The following is a 6,583-nucleotide window of genomic DNA, read 5'->3' on the forward strand; positions in this document are numbered from 1 at the left end:
GCCTCATTACGCACCAATCCGGACAGCGGCTGAATCAGGCGACTGATTCAGTCGCCTCATTCTGACTACTACGTGTCAGCAACTGGTCTCTTGAGCCAGAGTGGACAACTAGCGACATTACCCCCAGGTTGGTCTCCATCGTGAGGGCGACCCGGTAATAGGTATTCGTCTGGTCCCAGGACCCCTGCTCGGCGAGGTTATCTTTGAACGTGTCGTCGTACATGCCGACTCAACCACCACGGTGTAGTACCCTTACTCGAGGAGGTTTGCCCTGGCTCCTAATAGTTGGCGGGTGAGGTAAAGTTGGACCAACTTTTGGTCGTCGACGCCAACCCCTCTTCGATCGTTCCGGAAGCCCTATCGAAGGTAGACGCTTGAGCACGGACTCACTTATTCAGCGACGCACTCCGTTTGTATAGAGGAGCACACCTCCCGTACCAACCTGGAGCTCAGGGACCAACTCCGCTCGTTGGAAGAACGGTACGACATCTCCGAGAACGAGCGTGCTCGAGAACTCGTCGAACCATTCCAGTTGCGAGACTACCGTTCTCTAGAAGAACTCCCCGTTATACCCGCATGGCCTCTCCAATACGCGCTTCGGTCGGCTCTGCGAGGTATGGCTCGATGGCGGAGTAGTCGGACCACCCTTCGATGCTCATCATGGTTCGGATGTCGACCTGGCGCTCGACGAGATGATAGGTCGCCCAAGACCGGCGGAGATCGTGCGACGAGACTGACCGCTATCGCGGATCGTCGGATTGCTCTGCGATGGTGTGAACGGCCTCCTTGACCCATCGACGGACGGAGGGAGTGCTGGCGTCGACCCACGAGTCAGATAGACCAAGGCTCCGTTCACGGGTGTATTTGTGAATGTCGTCGGGCATCCACACGTCGCGTTTCTTCTTTGCCCCGCCTTTCGTATTCTTCCCCTGGACCTCGAAGAGCCAGATGTCGCCATCGTCGGAGTACCGCAGGTTGCTATCACTCGGGCAACTCACTTCTGACGCTCGAAGTCCACACCGCCCCATCAGCTGAATCGCCACCTCACGCTCCCACCCGTCTTCTCCAGCAGTTCGCTCCAGCCGGTCCAGTTCATCGGGAGAAAGCCAGCACTTTGTCACGTCATCGCTGTCGTCGACACGAACCATAACCGGATATCACTGTAAATCCGATTATAGCATTGGTTCTCTTGGGCCAACTTCACCGAATTATGCCGTCCAACGGCCGGTTCGTAATCGGGTTGTGAAAGAGGCCAATTATATTATGATAAATTTGTTAGCTATAAAGTATTGGATCTTGGTTAGTGATATACTACGGAAATGGCCCTGGAGTTCCAGATCGTCGATTGTCTAGCGAATCACTTCCTTACTCTGTTAGCCATGTTTACCCTCGTAGAGTTCGGCGAGGCTTGAAAATTAAAAGTTCTCGGGGGTTGTAAGTCCATTGCGAACTATCTGAACACATTTGAGCTGTACACCATCAATCTCATAGACGGTGGCGCAACAGTGGATTTACGGGGAATGGGGAAGTGAATTCTCATAGATTAGTATAGCATACTAACTATCTGAGAGTTATTTCTCGGATGGGGGTGGCATATCAATCCCTGTACTCTTGGCTAACCCGTGGAGTTTGTCCATAAATGCTTCGTCGTATGCTTCTTGAGCCGCCCTGTATTCGCGGAGTAGCTCGTGGTAAGTATCTTGACGCATTCCTTTCAGCCGTGGCGGTACCTCCCGCTCTTGAGAATTTGGACGAGTTGGCTCGATGCCAAGTTTTCGCTGCACTTTCTGAAAGCGCCGTTTTGCTTCTTTCATCTTATCGCCCGATTCACGGCTCGACTTGTAGCCAAGGTCGTGACATTCGCGACAGTGGAAGTAAATCCTACTTGGCGGTTTGTATAGCTTCCCGACGCGATCGTCACACTCCGGGCAGTGGAACCATGGACGCTCCCCGCCGAAGTTGCACTCGGTGTACTCAATCGGGATTTCGTATTGAATCTCTCGCTGCTCTCCGCTCGGGTAGGTAACCGTGTAGCCAATATGGAGGAAATCGCCTTCGTCTGCGACGTGAATCTTGATGCTGGAGCCGTCTTCTTTCGATCCGCCCCACCAAAGCGGCCCTTTATATCGATTCTCGATAGCGTCTGTGAGTTGGTTCACATCCAACTGGAGACACTCTCCGACTGTCGGTGTCGTTGCATAAGTGTCTCTCCCTGAGCCGAATCCACCCATACTAAGCGCGTTACCAAGGTAGCCCGGAGTCGTTCTTTTCCTCGCCCCCGACAGAAATCTCTGCCGAGCGCGTCGTAGTCGCCTTTGCTTCCGTGATACCCGCACGGTCGAGAACTGCTTGAGCGGCTTTCAACTGAATACGCTCGTCTTCGGCGTCGAGGAGATCACGCATCACCTCGGCAGCTTCGGGGACTGCCTGCTGTAGTTCTCCGCGGGCGAGCTCAACCGCAGGCTTCTCGTCGGTCGCGGTAGTCGTTGATTGCGACGACATCGAGTATATAGACGCACTCTTTTTCCATAAATCAATAGGCGAACTGCGGCTTCTTCTCTCCCCGAATCGCGCACCATCGCCCGATTTTCCTCGTTTCAGGTATGCGCATACCCTCGCAGAATTGCAATCGAATGCAACCGGATATGATCGAACTCTTCCCCGAATGGCGGACAGTCTCCCGCGAGACACACCATTCTTCATCTGTTCTCCAGCATGGCCGACAGTCGACCATCGCGTCACGAGACACCTCGGTTCCATTGTAATCTGGAGATTTTCGCCGCTTTACTTTGCCTTCGCGCGCCCGCGCCTGAACTCTCATTTTCACGGGGTGAATCGCAAGACTGCGTCAGTGGAGTGTTGAGAGCTCTCGGATTGTCTGACACACCGCACAATCAGCAGTCCCCCGGTTTATTGCACCTTACCTTCGAGTGCACGTGCCCGCGCCTGAACTCTCATTTTCGTGGGGAAAATAGCCAGATGGCAGCGTCCCACAGGTGAGACTATCGAGGAATCTGACATATACAAGATCGATAGCCCTCCAGCGTCAATCGGCGCTCGCGCACGTACACCCGAAGTATTAAATTTCGGGGCAATCGCAAGACAGTGGCCACTTCAAATGTGACAACGCAGAAAGTCTGATATGCGTACCATCGGCACCCTCTCCGCTTCGATCGGCGACACCCATCTCTCGCGTTGTCGGCGTTCTCGAGAGAGCTGAGAGAAAGAGGTATGGCTATGTTGAAACTATCAATCTGTGACAGACTCAAAAGAGCGTGCTGAATACACAGCGCTTGTTCAGCACGTGGTGGGTCGGTGTGTCGGGATAGAAACAGAAAATGGAATGGATCGGCGAGTCCCATTTCGGTATGTGTCGAATGGTTGGAATTGAAAGAGTGCTCTTCGTGGTTGTATTCTTGGGGTTTGTCTCTGCTCGCGTAGAACCAAGTGATCAGGTTGCGGTTATTCTCCGGCCTCGAGGGTGGAAAGGGTACGTTCGGTCACCAGTCGGTCTGCCCGGTCGGAGCCGAGGCCTGATACTGCTTGAAAGGCTTCTTGGTCTGCGTCAAGGTACGCCTGTTCACTGTCAAAGTGGTCCGCGACTCGCCATGCGAGCGTCTCACCGATGCCAGTGACACGTGAAGCGTTTTCAAAGATTCGGAGGAACTCGTCAGTGGGAACGACTTCTTCGCCGTTCATCTCCAAAATCGTGATATCACCTCGATCTTCTAGCAGTCGGAGTGCAGTCCGGGTCGTGCTTTCATCGACTCCGCGGACTTTCGCGTAATCGATGATGGTGTCTTGTGGGAGTACGTAGGCTGAGGTGACGGTTTGGTCGTCGATTACATCCTTGATGGTGTGGAGTATCAGGTCGTCTTTGTCGAGCCATGTATAGTCGATGCTGTCCGGAATGCTTGAGTGATTGTCTCGGAGCTGGTCGATTTCGTCCTGGATTTCCTCCCGGGTCAGTCCGGTCCCGTCGATGAGGTATCGTTGGATTCGTCCTCTATCGACGAATAGCTCGGTGTGGTCCTCGTGACGATTTTCTCGGATGACGACCAAGGTGTGTCCATCAGTGGAGATTCCGTAGCCGATAATCTGCATGTTCAGGTCTGTGAACAAGGAGAGATCGGTCTCCCGGTTGTAATATGTGGATGGGGAGAGCGTCCGTTGAGGAATACCGTAGTAAATCAGATAGTCGGAGATGTTGAGAGTGATGATGCATTTCAGAATGTCAAACAACGTCAGGACAGTGTTCAGGTAGTTTGCGTTCTGGTACCGCAGTTGGCCGTGGGCAAGCCGGTTTCTGAGATTCAACCCTTCGCGACTCGTGTACCGATACCGGAGGTAGATGGCGTAGTGGCGTCCGAACAGGTTGCTTCCGTCGATGAACAGTCCTCCGAGCAGTTGTTGCTGGGTTCCTTCTTTGATGATGGTGTATGCGGGTCTTCCAATTGATTGGAGGGTATCAACGATCGCTGCTTCAAGATGGGGGACCAAGAGAAACAATGCTTGGATGTGGTTATCCTCGTGGAGATCGAGTAATGCGTCGGTTAGGAATGCTTCTGTATCGGGGGAGAGCGTGTCTCCGACTCTGAATATGTGGATGATATCGGATGTGGTGATGTGCCCTTCTTTGAACAGGCGGTACAGCGCGTTCCCCAGCGACGACATCTTCCCTGCTACGTGGTGGCCGTAATTGTTCGGAATTGTCTCGGGGTCAGAGGGATCGACGGAGAGCGTGTGTGCTTCAGGGGAGATAATTTGGCGGCTGACTAGCTGGGAGATAACGAACTCTTCTGCTGACAACCGAATCCGATTCGGATCGGGAATGAGGCTGTTGGAGAGTACCAAGCAGTAGAGGGCGTACGAGCCGGACCTGGAGGCCTGCTTCACTTCTTTGAACCAATCGACGTAGGCCTGTGCGATATGTTCCATCTCTTCTGCAACGGCCTGCTGAAGGCTTTCACCTTCGACCCCTTCTACATCCAGGTCATCCGGGTCGAGTTCATGGAGTTCGTTTTCGGTCCCAGTTCGACGGGCCTGGAGGGCTTCCTGTTTCCAGTCACGCTTTTGTTCGTCGGTCAGATATTCGTCGCATTCGGCGACACCGCTTTGAAGAACGTCAGCTTTCTGTAACTGGCTTCTTTGCCCGATTAGGTCTGCTTCTGTACGGTACGAGTTAACGAGTTCGTTCTCCACGTCTGAAGTGTCACGATCACATTTTTGTTTGAACTCGTGTAGCAGCCGGAGGTATTCTCTTAGCCTGTTAAAACGGTTGTCTGTGCGATGTGAGTCCGTGATTATCTCGATTAAGTCTATCCACCGGTCTCTGTGGGAATCCACCAAGTCATCGATGTTGTCAATTGTGGATTCGATCATCAAAGTGATGATGTTGGCTGAGACGTCTGAGCGGTGGTTTTCCAGAAATTCGAGTGTTGCTTCGAGTTCGTCTGATACATCGTGGCCCTGTAATCTCGCCTTGAGGTGGATCCGGTGATGTTGATATTGGGCAACCACATTCATCCATCCGCGATCCTCTGCATCGGAGATGGCGTCTTCGAATTGATCCAGTGCGTCACGGGCTGATTGGAATGTGTTGTCGCCATACCAGTCCTCAAGATTATCCACTATTTCGGGAAGCAGGTATTCGCCGTTCATTTCATCGAGATGGAGTTGAGTCTCGTCGCTGAGTTCTTCCTCATCCTCCACGGATTCGAAGAGTTGGTCTAATTCAAGAGCAAAGTGAATATCTGCGTCAGGATCGGTTCTCACCCTGTCGAGCGTGTCGAGTAAGCGGGCCATATCGGATGATGTTTCTCAGATAATGTAAAGTCATACGACCCTCTCCTTGTGAAAACAGTTCTACCTAAATGATTTTAGTTGTATTTCGACTATCATACATGTTCTTGGATTCCAAGTGTAAATATAAAGTTAGTAGTGGAGATATAGGTGGCACTCGCCTGTCTCTGCCGAGATCTTTAGCCGAATCCGGGTCCTCGACTGCGACAAAATATCCTTTATTTTACTCATGATCAGTTTGGTCTCATCGAGGCCCGCTGCCCGGGCCTCGATTCGGTCGTCGAGCTGTTCAATCTCGTCAGTCAGCGTATCGATCACTGACAGATACGATGAGAGCAACCCATCCCATGGAGCCGGGAGCGACAGCTCCTCGAGAACCGCTCGTCCTTTCACGGACAACGGCTTCACTTGGCGGGTGATGCCGTTGTCCAGCAGCAGTGAGTGGATCTTGTTGGTGAAACTCGTCCGTTCCTCCAGCAGGCTGATCCGGCTGCGCACGAGTGCGCGGCACTCCCTGATCTCGTCGGTCGGAACGTAACTCTCCGGAACCGACCCCAACCAGACCAGCCGAGACAGTTCTTCAGCGTCGATCTCGTCGGTTTTCTTGTCTGTGTCAGCAATCGCTTTCAATTTCGGCGGATGGCCGACAGCCACGTCAAGATATTCGCTAGTTGTCCAGTCTATCGATCACGGCACGAACAGGTGCGTAGAAATAAACCAGACGTGGGACAGAGTCAGGACGTAGCCTCGGTAGAAGATAGCGCAACGAAGAGAATATGTC

Annotated in this window: 5 protein-coding genes and 2 pseudogenes; all 7 read right to left on the reverse strand. The window is 52.8% G+C overall.

Features of this window, described 5'->3' with window-relative positions; all coding sequences use genetic code 11:
* Positions 1-34: 34 nt before the first annotated feature.
* Complete coding sequence (locus ACR3FF_RS25190) at positions 35-223, reverse strand: hypothetical protein (protein WP_458190858.1); 189 nt, start codon at positions 221-223, stop codon at positions 35-37.
* Between the two features lie 343 nt (positions 224-566).
* Positions 567-722, reverse strand: a pseudogene (locus ACR3FF_RS25195) (site-specific integrase); the annotation flags it as partial.
* A gap of 18 nt (positions 723-740) precedes the next feature.
* Complete coding sequence (locus tag ACR3FF_RS25200; RefSeq protein WP_458190859.1) at positions 741-1,148, reverse strand: site-specific integrase; 408 nt, start codon at positions 1,146-1,148, stop codon at positions 741-743.
* A 423-nt stretch (positions 1,149-1,571) separates the two neighbouring features.
* Complete coding sequence (locus ACR3FF_RS25205; protein ID WP_458190860.1) at positions 1,572-2,159, reverse strand: hypothetical protein; 588 nt, start codon at positions 2,157-2,159, stop codon at positions 1,572-1,574.
* Positions 2,160-2,241: 82 nt separating this feature from the next.
* Positions 2,242-2,502 (reverse strand): hypothetical protein, encoded by a 261-nt coding sequence (locus ACR3FF_RS25210; protein ID WP_458190861.1) that lies wholly within the window; start codon positions 2,500-2,502, stop codon positions 2,242-2,244.
* Positions 2,503-3,462: 960 nt separating this feature from the next.
* Complete coding sequence (locus ACR3FF_RS25215; RefSeq protein WP_458190862.1) at positions 3,463-5,805, reverse strand: DUF4209 domain-containing protein; 2,343 nt, start codon at positions 5,803-5,805, stop codon at positions 3,463-3,465.
* Positions 5,806-6,027: 222 nt separating this feature from the next.
* A pseudogene (locus ACR3FF_RS25220) lies at positions 6,028-6,477 on the reverse strand (IS110 family transposase); the annotation flags it as partial.
* Between the last annotated feature and the right edge of the window lie 106 nt (positions 6,478-6,583).

The sequence above is a fragment of the Haladaptatus ordinarius genome (assembly GCF_054177595.1).

Excerpts from the sequence above, each read along its gene's own strand:
- ACR3FF_RS25190 (WP_458190858.1), bottom strand. The coding sequence starts at position 223 with ATGTACGACGACACGTTCAAAGATAACCTCGCCGAGCAGGGGTCCTGG.
- ACR3FF_RS25200 (WP_458190859.1), bottom strand. The coding sequence starts at position 1,148 with ATGGTTCGTGTCGACGACAGCGATGACGTGACAAAGTGCTGGCTTTCT.
- ACR3FF_RS25210 (WP_458190861.1), bottom strand. The coding sequence starts at position 2,502 with ATGTCGTCGCAATCAACGACTACCGCGACCGACGAGAAGCCTGCGGTT.
- ACR3FF_RS25215 (WP_458190862.1), bottom strand. The coding sequence starts at position 5,805 with ATGGCCCGCTTACTCGACACGCTCGACAGGGTGAGAACCGATCCTGAC.